Here is a 24,348-nt window from a genome sequence, read left to right as displayed (position 1 = left end):
TAAAAATGGTAGAGTTTGTAGCTGAGGTTTCAAGTAATCATAATAGGGATTTGTCAAGATGCCTAAAATTTATAGAAGTTGCTAAAGAATGTGGTTGCGATGCAGTAAAATTCCAATTATTTAAAGTAAAAAAGCTATTTGCAAAAGAAATACTTGAAAAAAGTCATAAGCATAGAGATAGAATTAGGTGGGAGTTACCTGTCGATTTTTTGCCTCATATAGCAGAGAAATGCAGAAATATCGGGATAAAATTCATCTGTACACCTTTTTATCTTGAAGCAGTTGATGAGTTAGAGCCTTATGTCGATGCTTACAAAATAGCTTCTTATGAACTTTTGTGGCTTGATTTGTTTAAAAAATGTGCCGAAACATCAAAACCTGTAATTGTTTCTACTGGTATGGCTACTTTGAACGAAATACAAAATGCGGTTGACACTTTAACTTTTAATGGGTGTAAAGATGTAACTATTTTGCAATGTGTTTCTGCATATCCCGCCCCCATAAAAGATTGTAACCTTTCAGCAATAGAAACTATGAGACGAGAAATAAAAGTCGATCGAAATGTAACTGTAAAATTTGGATGGTCTGATCACTCAGTAAATGAAGGAGTAATTTTAAGAGCTATTCATAAATGGGGAGCACAGATGGTGGAGTTTCATTTTGATATAGATGGAGAAGGAGAAGAGTTTGGTTTTGGTCATTGCTGGTTGCCAGATAGGGTTGAAAGAATGATTAAAATGGTGAGAGATGGATTTGAAGCTGATGGTAATGGAGAAAAAGTTCCTCAGGCAAGTGAGATGGATGATAGAATGTGGAGAGCAGATCCAGAAGATGGATTGAGACCTTTAAAAGAGTTAAGGGTTAACTGGACTATTAAATGAAAGATAGATTGTTGGTGTTGGGTTGCGGTATAGATCAGGTTGAGGGTATTTTAAAAGCAAAAGAAATGGGATTGGAAGTTATTGCTCTTGACGGAAACCCAGATGCCTTGGGTAGAAGGTATGCGGATGAATTTTATAATGTAAGTGTAAAACATATCGATCAAATAGCAAAGTTTCTTCAAGTCTATAAAAAAAATGTTGATGGTGTGATAGCTTTTGGTGTTGATATACCATATATAATTGCCTATGTAGCTGATTTCTTTGGCGTTAATTACACAATCAACAAAAATGCTGCAAAATTAAGCCAGAACAAATTTAAGTTTAAAAGGTTGCTTGAAAAATTGGGTGTAAGTATACCTTATTATAGGTCAGTTGGTTGTATTAATGATATTAATGAGTTTGTTAGAAAAGTAGGATTTCCTGTAGTAATTAAACCTGTTGATAATTCAGGTGGCAGGGGTGTGTATTTTGTAGATAATTTTAATAGTTTAGAAAAGTATTATATTTATGCTTTAAGTAACTCTCCCGATAAAAAATTGATAGTAGAAAAATATATTGAAGGACCACAAATTAGTTCAGAATCTCTTGTGGTGGATGGGGAAGTGTATACGATTGGAATATCGGATAGAAATTATTCCCGTATGAGAGACTTTTTGCCTAATATTATTGAAGATGGTGGAGATTTGCCCTCTATTTATTTTACACAGCATCATCGTAAGCAACTTGATCATTATATCAAAAAAATCGCATATTTTTTAGATATAAAAAACGGGATATTTAAGGGCGATCTTGTAATAAACAATGATAAGCTTTATGTCATAGAGTTTGCCTTAAGGTTATCTGGCGGAAACTTTTCTACTTATGAAATACCCTTCTCTACTGGTGTTGATTTCCTAAAAGTAGCCATAAAATTGCATTTAGGCATAAGGATTAACAAAGAAGAATTGAGACCAATTTATAATAAACCTGTTTGTTTGAGATATTTATTTGTAGAGGATATAAAATATAAAGGAATTGTGAAAAAAGTAGAGCTTTCTTGCTCATCAGAGAATATTATTAGAGCTGTATCGTATGTTTTAAGTGGAGATTCTTTGCCTGAAAAAACTACAAGTCACTCAGACCGTCTGGCTTGTGCTATTGCTACAGGTGAAAACAGAGAAGATGCTCAAAATAATGCCTTAAAGTGCCTTGAAAGCATTAGAATTACGGTTAATTAAATGCTTAAAGTTTACTGTTTATTTCATCTTAATTTAATGTACTCTTCCATAGAGGAAGAACAAAGGTTAGAGGTAATAAGAAAATGCTATTATCCCTTGCTGGAATTAGCTGTTGAAGGTATACCAATCTCCATTGAAGCAACAGGTTTAACATTAGAGATTATAAATAGATTAGATAAAAAATGGATAGAAAAGTTAAAAGAATTAATTTTTGTCGGTAAAGTTGAATTTGTTGGTAGTGGATATTCACAAATCATTGGACCGTTAATGCCCAAAAGGTTAAATGAAATTAATTTGGAGGTTGGCAATATTGTTTACAGAGAAATATTGGGTATAAAACCTAAAGTTGCTTTGGTAAATGAAATGGCTTATTCAGCAGGACTTGTTGATTTGTATAAGAATGCCGGATATGAAGCCATTAGTATGGAGTGGAATAACCAGTATCTGTTTCATAGGGATTTAGATAAAAAACTAAGATATTATCCTCAATTAGCAAAAGGTTTGCATGATAAATTACCCATCATTTGGGCTGACTCAATAGCTTTTCAAAAATTCCAGAGATATGCTCAAGGAGAAATTACATTTAAAGAATATTGGGAATATTTAAACTCTAACAATTCATTAAAAGAAACTCGTTATTTTCCAATTTATGCATCAGATGGTGAGATTTTTAATTTCAGGCCTGGTAGATACGACACAGAAAACAAGATAGAATTTAACGAGTGGAGAAGAATAGAGAAACTTTTGTTATGCGTTAAGAAGCATTTTGAATTCATTTTTCCATCACAATCTCTTGAAGGAATACAAAACAATCTTCTTACCCTTGAGTCTGTCAATCAGCCAATTCCAGTAAAAAAACAGCAAAAATACAATATTAATCGATGGGCGTTGACAGGCAGAGATGATTTTTTTATTAATACTAAACTATATAGAATATACAAAAATTTTTCCGAAGCTAATAGCTCTATAGAGGATAAAAAAGAGATATGCTTTTTATCATCAAGTGATTTTAGAACGCATATAACAAGAAAACGGTGGGATGATTTTATTGTTAGACTTAAGAAGTTTGAAAAAAAACTCTCTGCATCGGCTTCTTTAGTTAAATTTGATATTAAGGATGACAATAGAAATAATAGTTTTAAAATTAAGCAGTCAAAGTTCGAATTTTTTATAGAGACTCCTTTTTTGAAAATGGCGTTTAATAAAAGAAGGGGGGGTGCCCTTAAGTGGTTGATTTTTAAGGAGAAGTCGGATATCCCTGTTATAGGTACTATACCTCATGGGTATTACGATGATATAACACTTGGTGCAGACTTTTTTTCTTTTCATGCCGTAATAGAGCGTCCCGGCAAAAGAAAGCTTACAAATTTAGGAAATGGCAGGTTTCATATAAGGAAAAAGGGAAATATTTTGATTCTAAAAAATTTGCAAATAGATGGCGATGTTGAGTTTATAAGGGATTATATTATTTTTAGTGATCAATCAAGAATAGGTGTAAAGACAACAATTAAAATGCCCAGGCGTGAAGTTGCCATTATTCATCCTTTTAATATAACTTTTCTGCCAGAAGCTTTTGATAAAAAAAGTTTGTATTATTCTACAAATAATGGAGGTGATATTGAAACATTTGAGATTGGTAATGAGTCAGTTAATCACGCAGAAACTCTATCAGCTTTGATTTCTGCAAAATACGGTATGGGATTTAGTGAGGGAATTTTAATTATTGGTGATAAGGAAAAAAGCATTAGAATTTTTGCTCGAAAGGATATAGGAGCTGTGATTCCTTACCTATTTTTTAAACCGATAGATGAAAGTTTCTTTTTAAGAGTTGAGTTTTCTGCTCAGGAAATAGATGATACTTTTAGAGAGAATAGTGCTCCTTACACTATAAAAACATTATTCTGGTTGTCTTAAAAATTATTGAAAAACAGCTGCTATCGTGATAATTGTTTTGAAAAGAGGAATATGTGATATTCGTTGAAAATCAGGAGGCGCTATGGCATTTAAGCGTATGGCTAAATATTTAGCCGAGGCTCATTTACATATGGAGAGATTGATGGATGTTTTAGAGAGAATTAAAATATTTTACCCGTTAAATGTTGATAAATTTGATAAACTGACATCGATTCAGAAAGATATGTTAGATGCTTTGGCTTTTAGATTTATGAAGCTTCAGGATTTGTTGGGTTCCAAGATATTCAGGGAGTATTTGATAGAGATGGGCTTTGTTGCTGAGGATAAAACCTTTTTTGATATATTGAAAGAAGTTGAGAATGAGAATATTGTGGATATTGATACATGGAGTGAGTTTAGGAAGGTTAGAAATATTTTGGCACATGATTACCCGGATAATATGGAGGAAAAGCTTGAGGCGATAAACTACTTAATCGAAAATTCTCCAATTCTTTTAAAGGTGGTTGATAAAATTGAAGATAAGGTTAACTCAAGAAGAACTTGAAATAATAAATAAGACTGCTCGTGAAGTTTTTGGTGAATGCGAAGTATATATTTTTGGAAGCAGACTAAAAGACAAAAAAGGTGGTGACATTGATATTTTTATAATTGCAAACGACAAAAGCGGCTGGTTTAGAAAAAAGATAAAATTAGCTGCGAAACTTGAAAATTTGCTTGGAAAGCCGGTTGATGTTGTGGTAAGCAAAGATAAAGAGAGAGTTATCGAAAAAGAAGCATTAAAGGGTATAAGGATTTAGTTTTAGATGAAGAATATTAAAGAGGCTAAATTGAATTTATCTATAGAGCTTATCAATCAACTTGTTGATATTATTATCTCTGAAGTTGATGTTGAAAAAATAGCTATTTTTGGTTCCATGGCAAGAGGTGATTTTACACAAAGCAGCGATATAGATGTTGCTTTATTTGGTGTAGACAGAGGCAATGTTATGCTTGTAAGAGATAGATTAAATGAAAAATTAAATACATTAAGGGATGTTGATCTTGTTGTGTTTGAAGAACTAAAAAACGATGCTTTAAAAAGCAAGATTTTAAAAGAGGGTGTTGTGGTTTATGAGAGAAATTCTAAATGATAAGTTGAATTATTTTTACTCTGCTTTATCAAGGCTAAAGGAAGCTTTAAATGAGAAAGAAAGCGAGCTTGCCGTTGATGGCACTATAAAAAGGTTTGAGTTTACATTTGAGATGGGATGGAAAACAGTGAAGAAATTTTTACTGTATGAGGGAATAAAATGCACCTCACCAAGGGATTGTATAAAAAAGGCTTACCAGAATGGCTATATCAATCATGAAAAAGAGTGGGTAGAAATACTTAATGATAGAAACCTGATATTGCATATATATGATGAAGATACCGCTAAGATGATATACAATCGAATCAAGAAAGTCTATTTAAATGAATTTGAGTTGTTGTATAAAGCGTTGAGAGTTAGGTTTTCTGAAATAGAAAGGGAATGTGAGAAAGAATAATATAACAGTTGTATGTTGGCCGTTTTTAAATATTGATATTCATGATTTAGAGTTGTATAAAATAGAGCGTGATTTAGGGATTGGCGGTATTTAACAGGTTAATGAAAAAAAGCGAGCTTATTAAGTCATTAAAAGAAAACAGTATAGAATTAAGCCAAAGCGATAAAGAGTATCTTCTGGAAAACCTTGATTTAAGCAAAGCAGATGATTTGATTATTTATTATCTCATAACTAAAAATAAGGAATTATTTAGGCAGAAGTATTTTGAAATGGATAATGCCGAAATTGTAACCAATCGACAGTTATTCAAGGTTCTATTTGAAACAAATAGCGAATATATAGATGTTTTGGGTAAGTTTTTCTATGGCAATACATATAAGAATGCTACTACTTACAAGAAAAAGGAGTTTTTGATTAAGTTTTTTCATGTGAGATTAGAATACATAGATAAAGAATTTGCTATGTTTTATCCGATACTCAAAAAACTCCTATATAGCGAAATAAAATCCAAAAATGATGAGATGGTATTTTTTCTGTATGCGCCTTTAACTATTTCTTTTATTCATGAGAATAAAACATCTAATGAACGCAAAAGGTTTAACAGAGAAATAGACAGCAAAATATCAAAATTTATAAAAAATACAATGATAAAAAAATACAACATAAAACCTGTACAAGACGGTTATAGTAATAAAAAGAAGAAGGTAGGTTTTTTAATAGATAGGGCTGTTTTACACTCACCAAATAATGTGGCAAAAGAGTTATTTAAAGTATTGGGTAGTTTAAAAGATGAAAATTATGAGTTTTACATTTTAAATATAGAGTTTTGTGATTTGGGTCCCGGTCTAAAAAAGGATGAGGATATATTAAAATCGACAGGGCTTAAATACATAAACTTTCATAAAGAGTTAAACTGTATAAATTCAGCTTATTACAATCAGGTTCAGAAAGCCTTAAAGATAAGAGATTTTATAATTAATGAAAAGTTTGATATTTTAATAGCAAACGGCATATTGCATCCAACTGTGCATTTTTTATTTATAACAAGAACAGCCCCAAGGCAAATCTATTGGTCGCATGGTAATTGCGCCATAGATTTTGAGGGTATAGATGAAAGAATCTCGCATTTTTCTCAAGAATGCAAAGATTATGAATGGAAAATATTTAGTATTCCTTTCTCAAAGGAAGAACTTGTTGGAAGCGAAGAAGAGAAAAAAGAGGGTTTAAAACTAAAAAAACAACTGCTTGAAAAATATGGGCAGGATACGGTAATTTTAGGAACAATAGGTAGATTGGTTAAGATTGATAATGATGAATATATAAAAACAGTGGCCGAGATAATGAAGGAAAACTCAAATACAATATATCTTGCCTGCGGCAGTGGGAATAACGAAGGCATTAAAGAAAAAATTAAAAAATACGGTATCCCTGAAGATAGATTTATTTTTACGGGTTTTATAAATAAACATGTTTATGGGTGGGTGATAGATGTATATCTTGCACCTTTCTATTTTGCGGCTGGTCAGGCACTGCAAGAATTTCTTGCAAAAGGTGGACTTGCAGTGCAGCTTGAAAGAAAATAGTAAAAGAGGTAGGCAATGGTTAAACTAAAGGAACATCACAATTATGTGGCATTTTTTCTTACACTTGCCTGTAATCTGAACTGTCCATATTGCATAAACCTTCATAATGGTGGTAGTAGATATAAGCAGGCAACAAGGAAAAATTTAACAGTCGAAGAGTGGATAAAAATAGCAAATATGCTGGAATTAAGGGAAGATTTGCCAATTACTTTACAGGGTGGTGAACCAACTCTCTATAAAGGTTTTGATATCCTAACCAAAGAGGTAAAGCCAGAAATAAAAATGGATTTACTAACAAATATGATGTTTGATGTGGATTGGTTTATAAAGAATGTGCCTGTTGAAAGATTTACAAGAAAGGCTCCATATGCACCAATAAGAGTTAGCTATCATCCAGGGCAAAACGATATAGACGATTTAATATATAAAACGAAAAAGATGGAAGACGCTGGATTCAGGGTAGGAATTTATGGAATATTACACCCAGATGAAAAGATTAAAGAGCAGGTATTGAGAGCCCAACAGAAGGCGTTAAAGGAAAATATTGATTTTAGAACCAAGGAGTTTTTGGGAGAATATAACGGCAAGATTTATGGAACATTTAAATATGAAGGAGCTGTTTGTGGTGATAAATTGAAATATTGTAAATGTAAAACGACAGAACTTTTAATAGATCCGGCAGGATATGTTTATAGGTGTCATTCTGATTTGTATGCCGGAAGAAACCCGTATGCTCATATTTTAGATGATGAATTCAGTGCCGATATGATAGATGAATATAGAGAATGTTATTTTTATGGAGACTGCAACCCGTGTGATGTTAAAATTAAAACCAATAGGTTTCAGCAATACGGCCATACATCCGTTGATATTATTGATATAAGAGATATATGATGAAGATCTTGATTATAGAGCTTGGATATTCTGAAACCTTAGACAAAGAAGTTTCAAAAGTTGTATCTTTAGGTGATGTTATAAGAACAACCCCTATACTTGAAGCATTAAAAGAAAAATACAAGAATAGTAAAATAATATTTTTAACGCATGAGAAGTCTGCTGAACTTGTCGAGGGCAATCCGTATATCGATAAGCTTATTATATGGGATGAGTTTGTGGGATTTTTGTTGCTTAGAGAGCGGTTTGATATTGTTATTAATTTAGAAAAACACCCTGGAATCTGTGCATTGGCTGATATGATAGATGCATGGAGGAAATTCGGCTTTAGACTTGGAAATGATTTTGAAATAACCGAATATGAGAAAAAAGTGAGTTTTATGGATTATATTAATAATAAAAGTGCAAAAAAAGATTATTGGCAAAAGATTTTGATTGAGCATTTGGGTCTTGAATGGAAAAAACAGAGATATTCCCTTGGATATAAGCCAAAAACAAAAGAGGTTTTTGATGTAGGTCTTAATTATAAAGTTGGTTTGAAATGGCCTACAAAGGCTATGAGTAAAGAAAAATGGAATGAATTATACGATAAATTGACTAAGTTGGGATATAGAGTTGATTGGCAAAAGGGGCTTAATAATTTGAAGGAGTATATTGATTGGATTAATCAGTCAAAGCTGATTGTAACACAGGATAGCCTGGGTCTTCATCTTGCAATGGCTCTAAACAAAAGGGTTATTGGTTTGTTTGGACCTACAGATTATAGCGAAATTTATCCTTACGGAGATGTTAAGTTTTTAACCCCAAAAAGCAGTTGTCCTAAAATGCCTTGTTATAAAGCGGTCTGTGAGTATGAAAAGTTTTGTATGGATGAGTTTGATATTGATGATTTAATAGAAGAGATAAAAGGTATGATATGATAGAACAGCACGCTAAAAATATTAGAAAAAATATTCTTAAAATTGCAAATCTCTCAAAATCACCGCATGTTGGCTCTGCATTAAGCGTGGTTGATATTTTGACTGTGCTGTATTTCCAAATATTAAGATTGCAAGACTATGAAAAAAGGGATATTTTTATTTTAAGCAAAGCCCATTCGGCTATGGCATTGTATGCAACTTTGTATGAAAAAGGTTTTTTAAAAGAAGATGAATTGTTGAGCTATTATCAAAATGGAGGGGTTTTGCCTGCTCATACAGATAGAGCCTCAAATAAGTATATTGAAATAAGCGCTGGTAGTTTAGGGCATGGTTTTCCGATTGGTTGCGGAATGGCTTATTCATTTAGGTTAAAAGAGAGCGATAGAAAGGTTTATGTTTTAATGGGTGATGGGGAATCTCAAGAGGGTAGTGTATGGGAGGCAGCGATGCTTGCACCGCATCTTGGCTTGAATAATTTAACGATAATTATAGATAGAAATAATCTGCAAGGGTATGGCAGGGCAAGTGAGCTGCTTTCTTATGAGCCGATAGATAAAAAATTTGAAGCCTTTAATTGGGATGTGTTCAGGATAGATGGACATAACTATAAAGAAATTGAGGAAACCTTAAAAATTAAAACCTCAAAACCAAAAGCTGTAATTTGTGATACTGTTAAAGGCAAAGGCGTTAGTTTTATGGAAAACCAGCTTAAGTGGCATTATTTTGTGGTTACCGATGAGCTTTTAGAAGAGGCTTTGAAGGAGCTTGAATAGTAAATGAGAAATAGAATTGCAAATGAGATTTTTGAATTCTGCAAAAGGGATAAAAATGGTTTTTTGATAGTGGGAGATGCTGGTTTTGGTGTATGGGATGAGTTTAAAAAACAGTTGCCGCAACAGTTTTTGAATACAGGAATAAATGAGCAGGCTACCGTTGGAATTGTTAGCGGTTTGGCTTTAAATGGTCATAAGGTGTTTTATTATAATATTATCCCGTTTGTTTTAATGAGGTGTTATGAGCAGGTTAGAAACGATATTTGCTATCAGGAATTGCCTGTTGTTTTAATAGGGATTGGAAGCGGTATCACCTATGCTCCAGCAGGCATGACCCACTACAGTGTAGAAGATATTACAATTGCTCTGTCTTTGCCAAATCTGCAGATATTTTCACCAGCTGATCCAGCTGAGGGGATAGAATGTTTAAGATATGCGATTGCTTCAAACAAACCAAGCTATATAAGAATAGCAAAAAGCGGAGATAAAATTTTACATACAAAAGATATTGATATAACAAAGCCAAACTATATAAACAAGTCAAACTCAAATGCCGTTTTGCTTGTTCATGGCTCTATTGTGGATGAGGTTGAAAAGATTTTAGATATAATTGATATAGATGTTGTAACGGTTCCATTTATAAACAGCGATTTTGATTGGGAGGAATTTTTAAGACAGTATGAGTATGTTTTTAGTCTTGAGGAGCATTTTGTAAATGGCGGTTTTGGAAGTTTATTGAGGGATAGGGTTAATAAAAGGGTATATAAATTTGGTATAAAAAATGAATATATACACAAGATTGGCAATAGAGATTATTTGAGAAAATACTATAAAATAGATGGGAATAGTGTAGGCAAAAGGATTTTAGAAATAATGAATAGCGGCGCAACAAAATGAAGGTGTGTGTAATTGGTGCAAATGGGCTGGTTGGAAATGCCATAGTTGATAAACTAAACAGCCTGGGTATTGAATGCCTGCCTCTATTGCACAGAGATTTTGATATTACACATATTGATGATTTTGAAAAAATAGAATCCTTTTGCCCTGATATTGTGATAAATACGGCTGCTTATTTGGGTGTTGAACCTTGCGAGGCAAATCCTACAAAAGCCTTTGAGGTTAACTCGCTTGCTGTTAAAAATTTAGCTGTTTTTTGTGAAGAAAATGGATATGTTTTGGCTCAAGTTAGTTCAGATGCCATATTTGATGGAAAAAATCCGCCATATGATGAAAATTCAACTCCAAATCCATTAAACATGTATGGACTTACAAAGTTCAACGGCGAATTAATGGTGAGGAATTTATGTTCAAAATATTATATCTTCAGGATACCAATACTATTTGGAAAAAGAAAAAATAGAGGAAATATCTTTATTGAAAAGATGTATAATCTTTATAAAAGCGGTAAAAAGGTTTTAAATATTGCTGATGACATTGTTAGTATGCCATCATATAATGTGGATGTTGCCGTAAAGATGATAGAAATAGTAATAAATAGATTAGAATTTGGTATCTATCATATCTTTAATGGTGGCGATGGCGCAAGTTTATACGACTTTGCAAAACAATTTTTTACCCTTATGGGAATAGATGATGTCACTATTAATAGAGCAAAAGCCAAAGATTTTTCGAAATACGAGAAAGGTAAAAAGCCACTTGATACCAGATTAACTTCTAACAAGTTAGAGCCTTTACGGAATTGGAAAGAAGCTTTAGAAGATTATGTAGAAAAGGAGAAAAAAGATGGGTAGGTTTTTAAATATAGTAAATAAACTTCATAAGAGAACAAAGAGAGATTACATCTCAAGAATGATTGATAATAAAGTTGAATGTATGATAGAGGCAAGAAAGTACGATAAGAATTTTTGGGATGGGGATAGAAGATACGGCTACGGCGGATATAAATATGACGGTAGATGGCAAATTGTGGCAAAGGACTTGATAGAGGAATACGATCTAAAAGATGGATGTAGAATTTTAGATGTTGGATGTGGAAAAGGGTTTTTACTCTATGAATTGAAAAAATTACTTCCAAGTGCTGAGGTTGCTGGATTTGATATAAGTAAGTATGCAATCGATAATGCAAAAGAAGAGATTAGAGATAATTTGTTTGTATACGATGCAGCTGATGTTTACCCCTTTGGCGATAATGAGTTTGATTTAGTTATTTCAATAACGACATTACATAACTTGAAAATCTATGATTTAAAAACTGCTTTAGAAGAAATTGAAAGAGTAGGGAAAAATAAATATATTGTGGTTGAGAGCTATAGAAACGAAAGAGAGCTTTTTAATTTGCAGTGCTGGGCATTAACCTGTGAATGCTTTTTTAGGCCTGATGAGTGGATCTGGTTGTATAAGGAGTTTGGATATAGCGGCGATTATGAGTTTATCTATTTTGAGTAAGAAATGTAATGGCTTATTTTGAGAGGAATTGGAAAACTAAAAAGTTAAAAATAATATGATGAATCGAAAGTATTCAAAGTATAAAATTTTCTATTATAAAGAAAAATTAGCATCCTTACCAAAAAGCACAAAAGAGATTTTACCTCCAATTCATATCAGAATAAAACCTACGAATAGATGCAACCATAATTGTTGGTATTGTGCCTACAGAGCAGATAATCTTCAATTAGGCAAAGATATGAATATTAGAGATTCTATACCAAAAGATAAGATGTTTGAAATAATTGAAGATTGTAAAGATATGGGAGTTAAAGCAATTACTTTCAGTGGCGGTGGAGAGCCATTTGTCTATGAATACTTTTTAGAAACGGTAAAAAAGATTATTGAAAGCAAAATTGCATTTGCTTCTTTAACTAATGGAAGTAAATTAAAAGGTGAAATAGCTGAATTGTTTGCTCATCATGCAACTTGGTTAAGGATATCCATAGATGGTTGGGATGATGAAAGTTATTCAAAATATAGAAATGTTAAAATTGGAGAATTCACAAAAATATTAAAAAACATTGAAAACTTTAAAAAAATTGGCGGAAAATGCATTTTAGGAATTAGTTATATTGTCGATAAAAATAATTATAAATATATTTATGACTTTGCAAAACTAATGAAAAATTTAGGTGTAGATAGTTTCAAAATAGCTCCTTGTATTGTGGATAATTCCGGGAGAAAAAATAACGAATACCATAGTTCTTTTTTTGATAAAGCAAAAGAATTGGCTATAAAAACTAAAATAGAGCTTGAAGATGATAATTTTGAAGTGTTTGATGCTTATCACACCCAATTAGATTCATTTGAAAAAAATTACGATTGGTGTCCTTATTTACAAATTTTACCTGTCATAGGCGCAGATTTAAATATTTATCCCTGTCAGGATAAAGCATATAACTTAGAAGATGGTTTGATTGGAAGTATAAAGAATGTTAGTTTTAAAGAGTTTTGGTTCAATAATAAAGAAAAATTCTTCAAAATTAATCCCTCTAAAGTTTGTAATCACCATTGCGTTGCAAATGAAAAAAATACAATGATTTTAGAATATTTAAATATTGATAAAGAACATTTAGGATTTGTATAAAAATGAATGAGTATGTAGCATTTTACGAAAAATATAAGATTTCTCCTGTGAGGCAAAATATTAATAATTTTGATATACATTGTAAAAGAAGGGAAGGTTTATATAGACAATTGGGCTTACCTAAGATGTTGTTTAAAGGTAAAGATGTTTTAGAGGTTGGATCTGGTGGAGGATACAATTCATTAGCTACTTATTTGATGAAACCAAGCAGATATGTTTTAATAGAACCAAATAAAGCAGGATTTAATGAATTATTAGATAATTTTAATAAGAGAGGATTTAAAGATAATGTTGAGTTTTATAATATATTATTAGAAGATTTTGATTGTAAGGATAAGTTTGACATTGTTTTGTGTGAAGGATTAATTCAAGGACTGTCTAATAGAGAATCTTTTTTAAAAAGATTATCAAACTTTGTAAAAAAAGATGGTTTTTTGGTTATTACTGTTGCTGATGAGATTTCAATGTTTTTTGAAATTTTAAGAAGATATTTAGCAAATGAGCTTATAAAAAATGAGAAAAATTTTGAAGGAAAAATTAACATCTTGGTTAGAGCTTTTACCCCTCATTTAGATAGTATAAAAGGTATGACAAGGAAATATGAAGATTGGTGTGCTGATTTGATTTGTGACGCAATATATAATCACACTTTTAGCATTGTAGATGCCATTGGATTTTTTAAGAGAGATTATTTTTTTTATGGGGCAAGTCCGAATATTTTTCAAGATTTTAGATGGTATAAAAGTCTTCCGATTGAGCCTACAGAATATAATGAATACTTTATAAAACAATTTAATTCAATTAGACATAATTTTATAAATTACTTGAAAATATATAGAGAAAGAGAAGAAAAGGAAAATATAGAACTTTCAATGTTATGTAAAAGGTTAATTTTGATAGTTAAGTCATTAGAAAAAAATGATAATCAAAATAAGAAAAGAGAGATGATAGAGATATTAGAAGCAATATCCAATAATTTGAAACAAGTTGATAAAAATCTTTCTTTAGCTATACATGAATTTATAAAGTTAAGTAAAAAAGAGAATTTATCACCAGATGAGGTTAGAGATATGAAATTTTTAAAGCCTTTATTTGGTAGAGGACAAATATATTTGAGTTTTGTTAAGGAAGAATAAATTGTATTATAGAAAATATTTTAAGAAATGGATTGAAGATAATATTCCGAAAAATAGAGTTATAATTTATCCTTATGGAGATTTAGGGATAGCTTTATCTAAAATGCTGGATGATATGGGATGCGAAGTTTTATTTTTTATTGATGATTATAAAAAGTGTGAGTATTGTTATAAAATCGAAGATGCTCCATTATTAGATGAAAAAGTAATATTAGCAGTAGAACCAAACAATGAAGCTTTAATTACAAAATTAAAAGCAAAGTGTTACAAAAAGGGATATAAAGAAGTTGATTCTATAGAATTATTTATGGCACAGATAATTACTCAAGCTTATGGCGTTCCAAATATTGCTAACAAACACTATATAGATAAAGCATTAAAATATTTTGAGCCAAATTGTTTTAAGGAATTTCTATTGAGAGGTTATCCTTTTGATTATTTAAATAAAACGAAGGAAATGATCGCAAAAGGATATCCATATGATCTGAATGCAAAGTTTCAGACTTTAACCAAGATCGAAAATTTGTATTTTTATAATGATGTTATTATAGAGCAGAATGATATAGTTGTTGATGCAGGTACTTCTTATGGTTGGGAACAGCAAATAACCAATTTTGCAAAATATACGAACAATACTGTTTACGGATTTGAACCAAATAAAGATAGCTTTAACAGAATTAAAGAGGAAACAAAAGAAATTAAAAATATTGTTATTTTTAACAAGGCTTTGGGAGATAGTAACAGCACAAAATTTTTTGTTGAAAGTTCAGGTGGCAGCATGATTGTAGATTATGAAACTGATATGAAAGTTGAAACTGTAAAATTAGATGATATTTTAGAACATGTAGATTTTATTAAAATGGATATAGAAGGTTATGAGCTTAAAGCTTTAAAAGGTGCCAAAAATTTAATAAAAAAATGTAAACCAAAGTTAGCAATATGTTTATATCATAAACCAGAGGATATTTATGAAATCCCGAAATTTATTAAAGAAATTGAACCTGATTATAAGTTATGGATAGTATGCAACGAAGGTTTTTTATGGTCAGGAATTAAGATGTTTGGAATTTATTACGGGAACAGAAAATGAAAAAGAAAACAAGAGATTATTTTATGATGCCATATTCATATATTGATGATGATTGGAAAAGGTTCAGCGAAAATTATACAAAAAAAGAAATAAATGAGTTAAAAGAAGCAGCAACATTGCCATGGCCACCAGAAACTGTTTTGTTAGATGTTGGCACTATTTGCAATTTAGACTGCCCATTTTGTTTTAATCACTATGGCAGTAAAATTTCTATCTTTGATAAAAAAATAAATTCTAAAGAAAAATTGATAAATTTTATAAAAAAGAATGGGCCTTTCAAAAGATTGGCTTTTAGCGGAGCTGGAGAGCCTTTTTTATATCCTTATTTTATTGAAATTTTAGAAGAATTAGAAGAATATTATGAATCTATTCATATATCTACAAACGCTCAAACTTTAAAGAAGAAAGATATAATTAGATTATCAAAGCTTAAAATTGGATCTATAATCATCAGTACTGATGGAGCCGATAAAGAAATCTATGAATCATTAAGAAAAGGTGGAAAATTTGAAATATTTTTGGAAAATTTAAAATATTTATATAATGTTTTTGGAGATAAGATTTCTATTATGAGTGTTTTTTTTAAGCAGAATAGTAAATCTTTATTAAAATTTCCAAAACTTTTACATAATTTAGGTATTAGCAATATAACTTTAAATATGGTTAAAGCTGTTTTTCATCCTGATTTAGATTCAAATAATTTTACAAATATGGAAGATGATGAAATTTTGGAGTTTTTGGAAAAACTTCAAGATGAATGTTCATTATATAATTTGAACTTGAACTTTAGTTCTTCATCCTTAAAATTAAATAATCTTTCAAATAAACTAAAACAACATAAAAGTATATATACCCAGCGCTGCAGACAGCCTTTTACTCATTTTCAAATAAATATAGATGGTGAGGTGAATTATTGTTGTGGAGGGTTGCAAACCTTACCAAAAGATGCATTTGATGGCGATCCTAAGCAGGCTTGGAATGATGAGGAAGTACTTAAATTTAGAATAATGATGGCAGCAGGTTACAATTTAAAAGTATGTAAAATTTTGTGCAATAAAAAATTCGAGGGAAGTGTGCCAGACGTTAATATATTGAAAAAAATTTTAAGCAACAAAATCAACTATTCAAAAGATGATATTTATATTGAAAAGATTATTAGATTTTTAGAACAAAATGAGTATTTTAAAGATCATAAAATAGCAATTTTTGGGGCAGGAGAATTTACTAAAAAGTTTTTTAAAAATGTTGACTCAGACAGATTAAAAGTTGAAATTTTTTTTGACGACAAGCCAAATAACAAAATGATAAATAATAGAAAAGTTGAGCTATTTGATGAAAGTAAAATTACAAAAAATAACATCAATTTAATCCTCATATTATCTACGCTTTATGAAGATATAATAGAAGCAAAATTATCTAAGTTAAATAATGTAAAAATTATAAAGTTAGTAAGTGAAGCTATAAAAAGTTTAAATGATCAATAAAATAAGATTAGTTTTTTGTGTGCCGGTTTGGGGAGATATATATGTAAAAAGTTTTTTAGAATACTCATTGCCTTCTCAATTAGCTGATAATAATTTACCTTATCTAAGTGATAGAAATTGTATTATTGATTATTTTATTTATACATCGAAGAGTAATAAGCATTTATTTGAAGAATCAATTTCTTTTAAAAAATTAAAAGATATTGCAAATGTGAATTTTGAATACATCGACAAAATATTAAATGGCGAACAAGATAAGTATTATGTTATGAGTTATAGTCATTTTGACATTATAACCCAAAAAAGCAAAATGAATGATTATATGTTTTTAATGGTTGCCGATGCTATATATTCTAATTCTTTTTTTAAATATATTTATGATTTGATTTATGATGGCAAAAAAATTGTTTATATGTTAGGTTTTAGAGTAAATCCTTCATTGGCACGTATTTGTAGAAAAAAATATTATAATAAAAAAACAAATTGTATTTCTGTTGATTCTGCAGAGTTATCTAAATTAGCTATCAAGCATATACATATTAACTCAAAATCACATATAATTTCGGAAAAAAATTTTACTAATTGGCCTTCAGTTTTAATAGAAAAAGTCTCTAATGGTTTTTTAATGAGAGGTTTTCATTTGCATCCTATTGCAATAAAAACAAGTGTTTTCACCAAAAACTTGGAAAAATTTTATAGTATAGATGGATCAGCGGCTGTAAATTTCCTTGATGACTTATCTGGTAATGAAATAGGTTATGTAAATAATAGTAAATACGCTTCAATGTATACTTTTGAATTAGTCGAAAAAAGAACGAATAAGATTATAAAAAATGGGGAATTTAATTTTTTGGCTTTAGCTTCCTGGATGAAAAAAAATGCGGGCAGTGATCATTTAAAATTAGTTGAAAAAGATTTTTTGGTGAATATATCAGGTGAAGAAATTAAAAATAATATTAGATTGCCTTACTACATATCAAAGGCAAAAGAGCTGCTTTCTAATAACATCACTTTTGAACTTTTTGAAGAGGCTCAGCAAAAGTATATTAAAGGAAATATTGAGCTATCAAAGGATATGCTGAAAGAAATAATTGAAAAGATTTATAAGTGTATAATGTTATTAGGATTTAAGGATAATATAAAAAATAAATACGATATTATATTGAAGAAAATAGAATACTTGCTTGAAAATTACTATGAAATTTCAACTTTTATAAAGATAATAGAAATGCTAAGTTCTATTCTAAATGAGATTGGTGAAGGAAAAAGTTTTTTGTCAATATTTGAGAAAAATGAAGTGTTTATACAAAAAATAGAACATCTTCCTAATAATATTGTTTTATATGGATTAGGTAATTATGGGAGAGAAATATTTTTTTTATTAAAATTTTTTAGAAAAAATATTGACTTTATTATCGATGATAATTTTTATGCAGACAACTATCAAGGTGTTAAGGTTATTAAATTTGAAGAGTTAAGTGAACCTGTAGTATTAAATAATTATTTTTTGATTTTAACTATTCAAAAAAAAGAATTAGCCATAAAAATTAAATTAAAATTAGAGAAATATAATATTAATTTTTTTTACGAAGATGAATAAAAAGAGAACAATTATTAATTTTATGCTAAATCACTTGAAAAATATTTTATCTAAAACTTCATTAAATGAGAAACATGTAATTGAAAGTTTAAATATATATAATGATATTGATAACGATATTTTATTGAGAACTCAGTGTATAACGGCTTTAAAAAAGTTTTTAAAATATAGTAAACCTAATAAGATAGCAATATACCCTTGTAATAGTTATATAGAAAAAATAATAGATGTTATTAATGAATATAATTTTGTCATTTTAGATGATTTTAAAGCGGGTAAAAAAATAAAAGGATATACTGTTATTTCCCCAGAAGTTATAAATGCAGAAAAGTTTGATCATATAATAATAGTTTCTTACAGAGATAGCATAAAGAATAGTTTGATTCAAAGAGTAGGTAACGATGCTTCTATTGTTTGGATAAAGGATTTGGTACAAAAATATATAGATAAAGATATTTATTTAGATATGTTACATGGACAGAAATTAGACGTTGCCAAAGTAGATTTTTTACTAAAAAAAATACACTTTTTGAATGATAACGTTTTAATATCAATAAATGGAGTGTTATTTAATAACTATGGACCTACTTTTAAAAGCTTGCAAAAGAAAGGTTATAAAATCTATGTACTAACATTATCAGATAATTTAGCTTACGCAAAACAAGATAGCACGATTCATGATTTTGTTATTAAAAATTGTTATAAATTAACAACTTTAGAGATGGTATATTTTTGTTTGAACTTAAAAAAAGGAAATGTTTTTATTAATGATATTTCTTTTTATAATCCAGGATTTGACGCCAAAAAAGCAATTATTAATTATGCATTTGTAGCATTTTTATTGTCAATAATAAAAGTCCCTAAATTTCTTTTTCTTTATGATGTTGTCCATTCTGTGATCAAAAATCATGAATATATTAATGATTATTTTCAAATATATAGAAAAACATTATTATTAGCAGATGGTATTATATGTAATTCAAATACAGATGAAATACATAACACTTTAAAGTATATTATTGGTATAGATAAACCTATGTTATCTTTTTATAGATATAACGAATACATTCCTAAATTGAGAAAAAAAATTGATAATGGAGAATTCCATATAGTAATTATTGGCGGTATGGGGGATAAACTCAGAGATTCAACTAATATGTTAAAAGAAATTTTATCTCAAAGAATTCATGTGCATAATTATGTTGCAAGTGATACAATATACGAATTTATGGAAAGTTTAAAAGAAGAACAAAAGAGATATTTCCATCAGCACAATTCTATCGTGAGTCAATTTGAACTAATAGAGGAAATTAGTCAGTATCATGCAGGTTGGATAGTTGATAATGGATTTGAGGTGTTAGATATGATAAATAGTATAAATCATAAAGAACTTAAAGAGTTGCTTATTATGTTTAGACTAACTACTGTGTCTTCAAGTTTGTTGGCTGTCGGTGCAGCGGGATTACCGATGTTTTTAAATAGGATGGTAGTTCATGTTACATACAAGTTCCCCAAAGAGTTTTTTATTCCTATAGAAGAACCTGAAATTATTAATTTTAAAAAAATAATAAAAGATATTAAATGGAATGAATTATATCGCGTAACAATGAAGGAAAGGAAAATTTTTTATATTGATACTCACATAGAGAAACTTATTGAATTTATAAGTAAAGTCAGAAAAGAATTTTATGTTGAAAGACAAAATACATAACTTTTTCAATTGTTTATGTAAATATTATATTGATTTTGCATTTGTAAAAACATTGCAAGGAGTAAAGGATTTTTGAAAAAAGAATCTGATGTTATCAACGAATTTATAGAATTTTTTTTAGATAACAATAAAATTACTAATATATTATCAGTCATTTTATCATATTGTATTAAAAATTACAAAAGAGTTTTTCTTAACAATTATATTATCGCTTTTACCCCTTATAATGGTTTAGCGGAGAAAATTAAAGAATTATTAGACTTAAATGAAGTATATTTTTTTGATGACTATAAAAACGAACACTTTATATATAAAATAGATGAAATTGTTAATTTTGAAAAAAGCATAATTATAATAAATCTCTCTGAAAAATATACTGATCTACTAAAAGAAAAATTTGCAAGGTATGGATATAGAAATTTTATTAATGTGCCACATAGTATTTTTTCAAAGAACAATATAAATTTATCTTTAAGGGAAAAAGTTTTATTATTAAAAGTTTTAGCTAAAATAACTAAGAGTAAATTTACAAATTTTTTTTTAAAAAAGAATAAAATTTTAGTTACTTTGATATCTCCTTTATCCGATATTTATTTTAAATTAGAAACTTTGTCCAATTTTTATTCACCAGATCTTATTGTTTATGTTGTAAAAAATCAAAAGGATGCAAAAATTATTCAAAGTCAAAGGAGTATCATTATGGAGTATTATGATTTTTTAATGATATTCTTAAAATATAGAAAAACTAAAAAGTGGGTATTTTATATTAATAATGTTCATTGTAATGGCTATAATGAAGCTGTTGTTTTGAAATCATTATTTAAATACACAAAAGTTATTTTTGATATAGGGGATTATTTACCAGATTTAATTGGTAATGATGAAAAAAATATAAAATGTTTAACAAAAAGTTGGAATATCTCAGAAAAAATAGCTCTTTGTGCTTACAAAAGTGCAAAATTAATAGCACACTATAATATCGTAGATGGGATTATACATAGAACTTATGGTAATAAAGTTTCAGATATGGCAAATATTAAATCAAAAAATATTTTTTTCCCACCAGTATCAGATTTTTTTGAAATAAATGATAGATTGAATATTAACAAATCAATTGTTACAAATTTATTATATATTGGTGTTATTGCTGATGAAAATAGATATTCAAAAGAAATTTATGAAGGGTCTTTTTTGTCTAAAATATTTAATGATATTTGTAATAGCGGATGCACAATAAGGATATATTCTTCTCATGGATTAAATGATACTTTATTGAAATTAAAAAATAAACTAAATGATAATATTGAAATTTTCAGTAAAACCCCTATTGAAGAAATTTTTGATCAAGCAAAAGATGTACCATACTGGGGAGCAATTTTGGAAAACTTTTACCGAACCAATCCAAATCAAAACGGAATTGATACTATACCAACAAAATTATATACTTACATAACTATGGGATTCCCAATTATTGCTTCTGAGTCTCTTGAGGCAACAGCACATATTGTAGAAAAATACAAAATAGGATTTGTTTTAAAAAAAGGTGATGAAAAAAAATTAGGAGATATTTTGAGAAATAAAAACTATAATTTATACAGAGAAAATGTAATTAAATATTTAAAAGATAAATTAAACAAAGAAAAATTAGAAAATATTTTGATGAATTTTTATGGGGATATATTGTTTAAGGAGGAAAATCAGTGAAAATTCTGTTGAGTGCAATGGGTAAAACAGGTTCAACTGTAATGGGGAATATGTTGGCTAAATTGTTTAATACTAAAGGAAAACCACCAATTATAGTAACTATACAAAATCTTTTAAACGATCTTTTTAAACTCTTAGAAGAAAATGGAGCTTTGAATTATAAAATTATAGCTAATATTGGTCAATCTTTGATAGGAAAAAAAAGCTGTATGAATATTCACACTTTATTAATCAATAGAAGTAATAATGCTTTTGAAAAAATTGTAAATGGATATATAAGTAATGATTTTCTAAGTTTTTTATCTAACTGTGAAAATAATAATAAAGATAATTATATGATGAGGATTTATGCACCACCGGATAAAATTGAAAAAAATCCATATCTTAAAAACTTTGAAAAAAATATTTTTAACAAGAAACATCTTTGATACTATTAACTATTATATGAAATACATAGATGAATCGAAAGAAGTTTTTGAATTTATGGAAAAATATAAATCTCAAAATTTGTTAGCTCTTAGTAGATATAAAAATCTTGATTTCTTATTATCAATTATAGAAGAGTGGAAAATGTTCGTTAATGGATATTTTAAATATAAAAATGAGTATCTATTAGTTAGATATGAAGATTTGATACGTTATCCATTTGAAACTATTAAAAAAATAGATAATAAGAATATGTTAGATGATAAGATTATAAAGGACGCTATTGATAAAACTTTAAATAAGAATTTAGTTGAAAACCTTCCTAATATACATAAATATTTTCGTCACTATAACCCAGGCAGAAAGATTGGCGATTTTAATAGATTTTTAACTGATGATATGATAGATTTTGTATATTCTCTTACAAAGAATGAGTTGAAAGCTTTGGGTTATGATATGAGTGAATTAGTCGATAAGAGTATAGAAAAATATGAAAGAATTGATGAGATTGGAGAAGTTTATAAAGATTTAGTTCAAGGTTATAAACTTATTGAGAATAGCTCATCAATAGCTATCCTTGGAGCTGCAAGAGCAGCAACAATTACTTATGAAGATCTTAAAGAGAAATTTAATGTAATTTGCTTTATCGATGATTTCAAGACAGGAGAATTATTTTCAATTCCAATAGTTTCAAGGGAAGAATTTAGAAAAAAATTTGCAGATAGAGTGGGTTTTATTGTTAGAGGTCCATATCAAAAAGGATTTGATATTACTGAGTTGGCAGGTAAAAAGATATTAACATATGAGAGTGTGTTAAAATTTTTCAATAGTTATGATAAATGAATTAATTTTTATTGTGAAAAATAATTTTAATTATTAAGGAGATTTGTATAGATATGCAGTTTAGTTTAGATTCTCACAAGCTTCACTACCATCCAGACAGGGTAGCTGAGTTTTTGAAAAAGGGTGATTGTTATCCGCTCTATGTGGAGATAAGTCCTGTTGGTAGCTGTAATCATAGATGTATTTTTTGTGCTTATGATTATATAGGATATCCAAATAGAAAGCTTAAAAAAGAAAGACTTTTGGAGTTTTTAGAAGAAGTTAAAGAGGCTGGTGTTAAAAGTATGCTTTATGCTGGAGAAGGCGAGCCTTTGATGCATCCCGATATTGATGATTTTGTTGTAAGAACAAAAGAGCTCGGCATAGATGTTGGTATGTTTACAAACGGGGAATTATTAAAAGATAGGCTTTCTGATAAAGCCATAGGTTCTTTAACCTTCTTAAGGTTTAGTGTGAATGGTGGGGACAGAAAAACATACAGTGAAATCCATCAAAGAGATAGATTTGATAAAGTAATTGAAAATATCGAATATGTAAAAAAATTAAAGGAAGATAAAAAATTAGAAACAACCTTAGGTGTTCAGTTTGTTTTATTGCCGGAAAATATTGATTCACTTGAAAATTTGATATTTATATTAAGGGACATTGGAGTTGACTATTTATCGATAAAGCCATTTGTATTGCAGAATGAAAACCAATTTTATAGAAATAGAGGCTTTGATATTGATATATATGCGTATTTTAAAAAGATAGAAGCGTATTCAAATGAAAACTTTAAGGTAGTTGCAAGGTTAAACGCTTTTAAAAAATACGGCAAAAGGACATATAAACATTGCTATGGGTGCAACTTTATTACTATCTTAGATAGCGGAGGCAACTTGATTTCCTGTTTGCCGTATCTTGGAAAAGAAGAATTTATGTATGGAAATATTTATGAAAACAGTTTTAAGGAAATCTGGCATTCAGAAAAAAGGAAACAGGTAAAAGAATTGTTGGAAAAACAACTTGATGTCCAAAAGGTTTGTCCACCAAATTGCAGACCAAACGCCATAAATGAGTATTTGTATGAGCTGAAGCATCCAAGTGTAGCGCACGTGAATTTTATATAGG

24 protein-coding genes are annotated in these 24,348 nt (G+C 29.1%); all 24 read left to right on the top strand.

Annotated features, from left to right (window positions below; translation table 11 throughout):
• Nucleotides 1–5: 5 nt before the first annotated feature.
• Nucleotides 6–881: an N-acetylneuraminate synthase family protein gene (locus tag EK17_RS02520; protein ID WP_035587194.1), complete on the top strand. Its 876-nt coding sequence runs from the start codon at nucleotides 6–8 to the stop codon at nucleotides 879–881.
• Nucleotides 878–2,098: an ATP-grasp domain-containing protein gene (locus EK17_RS02515; protein ID WP_035587193.1), complete on the top strand. Its 1,221-nt coding sequence runs from the start codon at nucleotides 878–880 to the stop codon at nucleotides 2,096–2,098. Before EK17_RS02520 ends, EK17_RS02515 begins: the two co-directional genes overlap by 4 nt.
• A complete protein-coding gene (locus tag EK17_RS02510; RefSeq protein WP_051904373.1) occupies nucleotides 2,099–4,012 on the top strand; it encodes a hypothetical protein in 1,914 nt (637 codons plus the stop codon).
• Nucleotides 4,013–4,094: 82 nt separating this feature from the next.
• On the top strand, nucleotides 4,095–4,556 hold the full coding sequence (locus tag EK17_RS02505) for a hypothetical protein (RefSeq protein ID WP_035587192.1): 462 nt from the start codon (nucleotides 4,095–4,097) through the stop codon (nucleotides 4,554–4,556).
• Complete coding sequence (locus EK17_RS02500) at nucleotides 4,525–4,809, top strand: nucleotidyltransferase family protein (protein ID WP_198018134.1); 285 nt, start codon at nucleotides 4,525–4,527, stop codon at nucleotides 4,807–4,809. The genes EK17_RS02505 and EK17_RS02500 overlap by 32 nt, the downstream gene beginning before the upstream one ends.
• 6 nt (nucleotides 4,810–4,815) lie before the next feature.
• Nucleotides 4,816–5,142 carry a nucleotidyltransferase family protein gene (locus EK17_RS02495; protein WP_035587191.1) on the top strand — a complete coding sequence of 109 codons (327 nt, stop codon included), beginning with the start codon at nucleotides 4,816–4,818 and terminating at the stop codon, nucleotides 5,140–5,142.
• Entirely contained in the window at nucleotides 5,123–5,539 is a 417-nt protein-coding gene (locus tag EK17_RS02490) for an HI0074 family nucleotidyltransferase substrate-binding subunit (RefSeq protein ID WP_035587190.1), read from the top strand. The genes EK17_RS02495 and EK17_RS02490 overlap by 20 nt, the downstream gene beginning before the upstream one ends.
• Nucleotides 5,540–5,640: 101 nt before the next feature.
• Entirely contained in the window at nucleotides 5,641–7,122 is a 1,482-nt protein-coding gene (locus tag EK17_RS02485) for a glycosyltransferase family protein (RefSeq protein ID WP_035587189.1), read from the top strand.
• A gap of 15 nt (nucleotides 7,123–7,137) precedes the next feature.
• Entirely contained in the window at nucleotides 7,138–8,016 is an 879-nt protein-coding gene (locus tag EK17_RS02480) for a radical SAM protein (RefSeq protein WP_051904370.1), read from the top strand.
• Nucleotides 8,016–8,936, top strand: coding sequence for a glycosyltransferase family 9 protein (locus tag EK17_RS02475; protein WP_035587188.1), 921 nt, complete (start codon nucleotides 8,016–8,018; stop codon nucleotides 8,934–8,936). Before EK17_RS02480 ends, EK17_RS02475 begins: the two co-directional genes overlap by 1 nt.
• Nucleotides 8,933–9,709 (top strand): transketolase, encoded by a 777-nt coding sequence (locus EK17_RS02470; RefSeq protein WP_035587187.1) that lies wholly within the window; start codon nucleotides 8,933–8,935, stop codon nucleotides 9,707–9,709. Before EK17_RS02475 ends, EK17_RS02470 begins: the two co-directional genes overlap by 4 nt.
• 3 nt (nucleotides 9,710–9,712) lie before the next feature.
• Nucleotides 9,713–10,606: a transketolase family protein gene (locus tag EK17_RS02465; RefSeq protein WP_035587186.1), complete on the top strand. Its 894-nt coding sequence runs from the start codon at nucleotides 9,713–9,715 to the stop codon at nucleotides 10,604–10,606.
• Nucleotides 10,603–11,460: an SDR family oxidoreductase gene (locus EK17_RS02460; protein WP_035587183.1), complete on the top strand. Its 858-nt coding sequence runs from the start codon at nucleotides 10,603–10,605 to the stop codon at nucleotides 11,458–11,460. Before EK17_RS02465 ends, EK17_RS02460 begins: the two co-directional genes overlap by 4 nt.
• Nucleotides 11,453–12,115 carry a class I SAM-dependent methyltransferase gene (locus EK17_RS02455; protein ID WP_035587181.1) on the top strand — a complete coding sequence of 221 codons (663 nt, stop codon included), beginning with the start codon at nucleotides 11,453–11,455 and terminating at the stop codon, nucleotides 12,113–12,115. Before EK17_RS02460 ends, EK17_RS02455 begins: the two co-directional genes overlap by 8 nt.
• Nucleotides 12,116–12,173: 58 nt before the next feature.
• Nucleotides 12,174–13,244 (top strand): radical SAM/SPASM domain-containing protein, encoded by a 1,071-nt coding sequence (locus EK17_RS02450; RefSeq protein WP_035587180.1) that lies wholly within the window; start codon nucleotides 12,174–12,176, stop codon nucleotides 13,242–13,244.
• A 2-nt stretch (nucleotides 13,245–13,246) separates the two neighbouring features.
• Nucleotides 13,247–14,380, top strand: coding sequence for a class I SAM-dependent methyltransferase (locus tag EK17_RS02445; RefSeq protein ID WP_035587178.1), 1,134 nt, complete (start codon nucleotides 13,247–13,249; stop codon nucleotides 14,378–14,380).
• A gap of 1 nt (nucleotide 14,381) precedes the next feature.
• Nucleotides 14,382–15,470 carry an FkbM family methyltransferase gene (locus EK17_RS08930; protein ID WP_051904369.1) on the top strand — a complete coding sequence of 363 codons (1,089 nt, stop codon included), beginning with the start codon at nucleotides 14,382–14,384 and terminating at the stop codon, nucleotides 15,468–15,470.
• Complete coding sequence (locus tag EK17_RS02435) at nucleotides 15,467–16,954, top strand: radical SAM/SPASM domain-containing protein (protein ID WP_035587177.1); 1,488 nt, start codon at nucleotides 15,467–15,469, stop codon at nucleotides 16,952–16,954. The genes EK17_RS08930 and EK17_RS02435 overlap by 4 nt, the downstream gene beginning before the upstream one ends.
• 19 nt (nucleotides 16,955–16,973) lie before the next feature.
• Nucleotides 16,974–18,554 carry a hypothetical protein gene (locus EK17_RS02430; protein ID WP_156957505.1) on the top strand — a complete coding sequence of 527 codons (1,581 nt, stop codon included), beginning with the start codon at nucleotides 16,974–16,976 and terminating at the stop codon, nucleotides 18,552–18,554.
• Nucleotides 18,547–20,265, top strand: a complete 1,719-nt coding sequence (locus tag EK17_RS02425) for a hypothetical protein (protein ID WP_035587175.1) — start codon at nucleotides 18,547–18,549, stop codon at nucleotides 20,263–20,265. The genes EK17_RS02430 and EK17_RS02425 overlap by 8 nt, the downstream gene beginning before the upstream one ends.
• A gap of 72 nt (nucleotides 20,266–20,337) precedes the next feature.
• The gene (locus EK17_RS02420; protein WP_035587173.1) at nucleotides 20,338–21,969 is read left to right on the top strand and encodes a glycosyltransferase family protein; all 1,632 of its coding nucleotides are present in this window, start codon (nucleotides 20,338–20,340) and stop codon (nucleotides 21,967–21,969) included.
• Nucleotides 21,966–22,397, top strand: a complete 432-nt coding sequence (locus EK17_RS02415; protein ID WP_035587171.1) for a hypothetical protein — start codon at nucleotides 21,966–21,968, stop codon at nucleotides 22,395–22,397. The genes EK17_RS02420 and EK17_RS02415 overlap by 4 nt, the downstream gene beginning before the upstream one ends.
• 16 nt (nucleotides 22,398–22,413) lie before the next feature.
• Complete coding sequence (locus EK17_RS02410; protein ID WP_156957504.1) at nucleotides 22,414–23,238, top strand: hypothetical protein; 825 nt, start codon at nucleotides 22,414–22,416, stop codon at nucleotides 23,236–23,238.
• Between the two features lie 53 nt (nucleotides 23,239–23,291).
• Nucleotides 23,292–24,347 carry a radical SAM protein gene (locus EK17_RS02405; protein WP_035587166.1) on the top strand — a complete coding sequence of 352 codons (1,056 nt, stop codon included), beginning with the start codon at nucleotides 23,292–23,294 and terminating at the stop codon, nucleotides 24,345–24,347.
• Nucleotide 24,348: the final 1 nt, after the last annotated feature.

The organism is Hippea jasoniae (assembly GCF_000744435.1).
Lineage (GTDB): Bacteria > Campylobacterota_A > Desulfurellia > Desulfurellales > Hippeaceae > Hippea > Hippea jasoniae.
This window is presented reverse-complemented; position numbering and strand designations above follow the sequence as displayed.

Excerpts from the sequence above, each read along its gene's own strand:
- EK17_RS02515 (WP_035587193.1), top strand. The coding sequence starts at position 878 with ATGAAAGATAGATTGTTGGTGTTGGGTTGCGGTATAGATCAGGTTGAG.
- EK17_RS02455 (WP_035587181.1), top strand. The coding sequence starts at position 11,453 with ATGGGTAGGTTTTTAAATATAGTAAATAAACTTCATAAGAGAACAAAG.
- EK17_RS02505 (WP_035587192.1), top strand. The coding sequence starts at position 4,095 with ATGGCATTTAAGCGTATGGCTAAATATTTAGCCGAGGCTCATTTACAT.
- EK17_RS02470 (WP_035587187.1), top strand. The coding sequence starts at position 8,933 with ATGATAGAACAGCACGCTAAAAATATTAGAAAAAATATTCTTAAAATT.
- EK17_RS02490 (WP_035587190.1), top strand. The coding sequence starts at position 5,123 with ATGAGAGAAATTCTAAATGATAAGTTGAATTATTTTTACTCTGCTTTA.
- EK17_RS02485 (WP_035587189.1), top strand. The coding sequence starts at position 5,641 with ATGAAAAAAAGCGAGCTTATTAAGTCATTAAAAGAAAACAGTATAGAA.
- EK17_RS02460 (WP_035587183.1), top strand. The coding sequence starts at position 10,603 with ATGAAGGTGTGTGTAATTGGTGCAAATGGGCTGGTTGGAAATGCCATA.
- EK17_RS02480 (WP_051904370.1), top strand. The coding sequence starts at position 7,138 with ATGGTTAAACTAAAGGAACATCACAATTATGTGGCATTTTTTCTTACA.
- EK17_RS02425 (WP_035587175.1), top strand. The coding sequence starts at position 18,547 with ATGAATAAAAAGAGAACAATTATTAATTTTATGCTAAATCACTTGAAA.
- EK17_RS02445 (WP_035587178.1), top strand. The coding sequence starts at position 13,247 with ATGAATGAGTATGTAGCATTTTACGAAAAATATAAGATTTCTCCTGTG.
- EK17_RS02405 (WP_035587166.1), top strand. The coding sequence starts at position 23,292 with ATGCAGTTTAGTTTAGATTCTCACAAGCTTCACTACCATCCAGACAGG.
- EK17_RS02475 (WP_035587188.1), top strand. The coding sequence starts at position 8,016 with ATGAAGATCTTGATTATAGAGCTTGGATATTCTGAAACCTTAGACAAA.
- EK17_RS02520 (WP_035587194.1), top strand. The coding sequence starts at position 6 with ATGGTAGAGTTTGTAGCTGAGGTTTCAAGTAATCATAATAGGGATTTG.
- EK17_RS02465 (WP_035587186.1), top strand. The coding sequence starts at position 9,713 with ATGAGAAATAGAATTGCAAATGAGATTTTTGAATTCTGCAAAAGGGAT.
- EK17_RS02450 (WP_035587180.1), top strand. The coding sequence starts at position 12,174 with ATGAATCGAAAGTATTCAAAGTATAAAATTTTCTATTATAAAGAAAAA.
- EK17_RS02435 (WP_035587177.1), top strand. The coding sequence starts at position 15,467 with ATGAAAAAGAAAACAAGAGATTATTTTATGATGCCATATTCATATATT.
- EK17_RS02410 (WP_156957504.1), top strand. The coding sequence starts at position 22,414 with ATGAAATACATAGATGAATCGAAAGAAGTTTTTGAATTTATGGAAAAA.
- EK17_RS02495 (WP_035587191.1), top strand. The coding sequence starts at position 4,816 with ATGAAGAATATTAAAGAGGCTAAATTGAATTTATCTATAGAGCTTATC.
- EK17_RS02510 (WP_051904373.1), top strand. The coding sequence starts at position 2,099 with ATGCTTAAAGTTTACTGTTTATTTCATCTTAATTTAATGTACTCTTCC.